The 2,379-nt window shown below is 56.2% G+C and carries 2 protein-coding genes; both read left to right on the plus strand.

Annotation, left to right across the window (positions count from 1 at the left end):
• Positions 1-337 precede the first annotated feature (337 nt).
• On the plus strand, positions 338-688 hold the full coding sequence (locus QVO51_RS02220; protein ID WP_015557406.1) for an Asp23/Gls24 family envelope stress response protein: 351 nt from the start codon (positions 338-340) through the stop codon (positions 686-688).
• A gap of 13 nt (positions 689-701) precedes the next feature.
• Positions 702-2,354, plus strand: coding sequence for a DAK2 domain-containing protein (locus tag QVO51_RS02225; protein ID WP_281527170.1), 1,653 nt, complete (start codon positions 702-704; stop codon positions 2,352-2,354).
• Positions 2,355-2,379: the final 25 nt, after the last annotated feature.

Here is a 2,379-nt window from a genome sequence, read left to right on the forward strand (position 1 = left end):
AGGTAGATGGGTCATGCGTGACCCTAGCACCCAGAGTATAAAAAGCAATGCAAAAGGAAAAGGTAACTGAAAAAGCAAATCGGCAAAGCGCAAGTGGAGCACCCAGAGCATAAAGAACAAGCAGAAAAGATGGCCGCCAAAAGAAGCTGCTCCCAAAAGGAAACAGCATGGGCGAAAAAACACTTGTAAAACGCAAAGGTCCGTGCTATAATAAGAATATATGGACGCTTTTGCCGGAACACCTGCGTTCGGGGCATGCTGTGCAGCCTGTGCAGGGTGCTGTCCGGGGCGGATGCCGCCGGGAGCGTATCGTACTTTCTGAATAAGGAGTGATCTCATGATTATCGTCGAAAACCACATCGGGAAAATCACCATCACCGCCGCATATCTTTCCGCCCTGGTGGGTTATACTGTCACCAGCTGTTTCGGGGTTTCGGATATGAACGACGCTTCCCCCAAGGAAGCGCTGCTGTCCGTGCTGCGCCGTGCAAAACAGATCGATAAGGGCGTTACCATTCAGTCCAAGGACAAAAAGCTGATCGTCAACCTGCATATTTCCGTGACCTTCGGCACCAATATCTCCGCCATCGCCGACAGCATCTCCAACAAGGTGCGCTTTGCGGTGGAGGAAGCAACGGGCATTACCGTGTCCAAGGTCAATGTATTTATTGACGGCATGAATTCATAAGGGGGAGCACACAGTGATAAACGGAAAACTGCTCAAGGACGCTATGATGTCCGCAGCGATCAGCATTGCAAACAAAAAACGCTCGGTGGATGAGCTGAACGTATACCCCGTACCGGACGGGGACACCGGCACCAATATGTCCATGACCATGGGGGCGGCGCTCCGTGCCCTGGAGCTGATGGGGGAGGACGTAACCGTTTCCCAGGTGGCGGATACGGCGGCATCTGCGCTGCTCCGGGGCGCCCGGGGGAACTCCGGCGTCATTCTGTCCCTGCTGTTCCGGGGCATTGCCAAGGGGCTGAACGGTCTGACCGAGGCGGACTGCGAGAGCATGGCGAACGCACTGGAGCTGGGCGTGTCCGCAGCATACAAGGCGGTGATGAAGCCTACGGAGGGTACCATCCTCACCGTTGCACGGATGGCAAGCGTCAAGGCACAGGAATGCGTACACACCACCAATGACCCGGTGATCCTGTGGGAGGAGGTCTGCAAGGAGGCGGAAGCCACTCTGGCAAAGACCCCGGATATGCTGCCGGTGCTGAAAAAGGCGGGCGTTGTGGATGCCGGCGGACAGGGACTGCTGCTGATCTTCCAGGCTATGCTGGAGGTATTCCACGGGGGCAGCATTGCGGTTCCGGCGGAAAAGGCAAAGGAAGAAAAGAAGGTCGAGTTCAGCACCGCTGTGGGCGAGTTTGACGAGGTCATCAACTTTACTTACTGTACGGAATTCATCGTCCAGAAGCATCCGGATTCCCCGGATGCTTCCAAGTTGCGGGCATACCTGGAAACCATCGGGGACTGCGTGGTGGTAGTGGACGATGAGGAGATCATCAAGGTGCATGTGCACACGGACAGCCCGGGCATGGCGCTGACCAAGGCGCTGGAGTTTGGCTGCTTTATCAACGATCCCAAGCCCAAGATCGAGAATATGCGGATCCAGCATGAGAACAAGGTGCTGGAGGCCAAGATCACCAAGCAGCAGGAATTCCGCCCGGCAGAGCAGGAGAAGGAATTCGGCTTTGTGGCAGTTGCCGCAGGGCGGGGTGTGGAGTCCATGTTTACGGATCTGGGGGTTGACCAGGTTGTCCGGGGCGGACAGACCATGAACCCCTCTACGGACGATATTCTCAAGGCCATTATGGCGACGCCGGCAAAGACCGTGTTCGTGCTGCCCAACAACAAGAATATCATCATGGCGGCAGAGCAGGCCATCAAGCTGGCAGACCGGAACGTATGCGTGCTGCAAACCAGAACCATCCCCCAGGGGATTGCTGCCATGCTTGCCTATGACGAGAGCGCATCCCTGGCGGACAACCGGATCAATATGACCAAGGCGTTCGAGCGGGTATCCACCGGACAGATCACCTTTGCGGCACGGGATTCCGACTACGAAGGGCATCAGATCAAGAAGGGCGAGATCCTGGCGCTGGACAACAGCAAGCTGTCCTTTACGGACAAGGACGTGGAGAAGGCGGCGGTGAAGCTGACCCGGCGGCTGGTGAAGGGGGACACAAGCTATGTGACCCTGATCTACGGGGCGGATGTAACCGACGAGCAGGCGGAGCATGTACAGGCGCTGCTTTCTGCAAAGCTCAGCGACAAGATCGAGGTTATGCTGGTCAATGGCGGACAGCCGGTGTACTATTATATTATTTCTGTAGAATAAGCGGAAAAGCCGGAGCGGATGCTCC

It is taken from the genome of Ruminococcus sp. CAG:379 (genome assembly GCF_000434255.1).
GTDB lineage: Bacteria > Bacillota > Clostridia > Oscillospirales > Ruminococcaceae > Ruminococcus_F > Ruminococcus_F champanellensis.

Bases quoted from the DNA above. Each gene is read 5' to 3' on its own strand.
- QVO51_RS02220 (WP_015557406.1), top strand. From the start codon at position 338: ATGATTATCGTCGAAAACCACATCGGGAAAATCACCATCACCGCCGCA.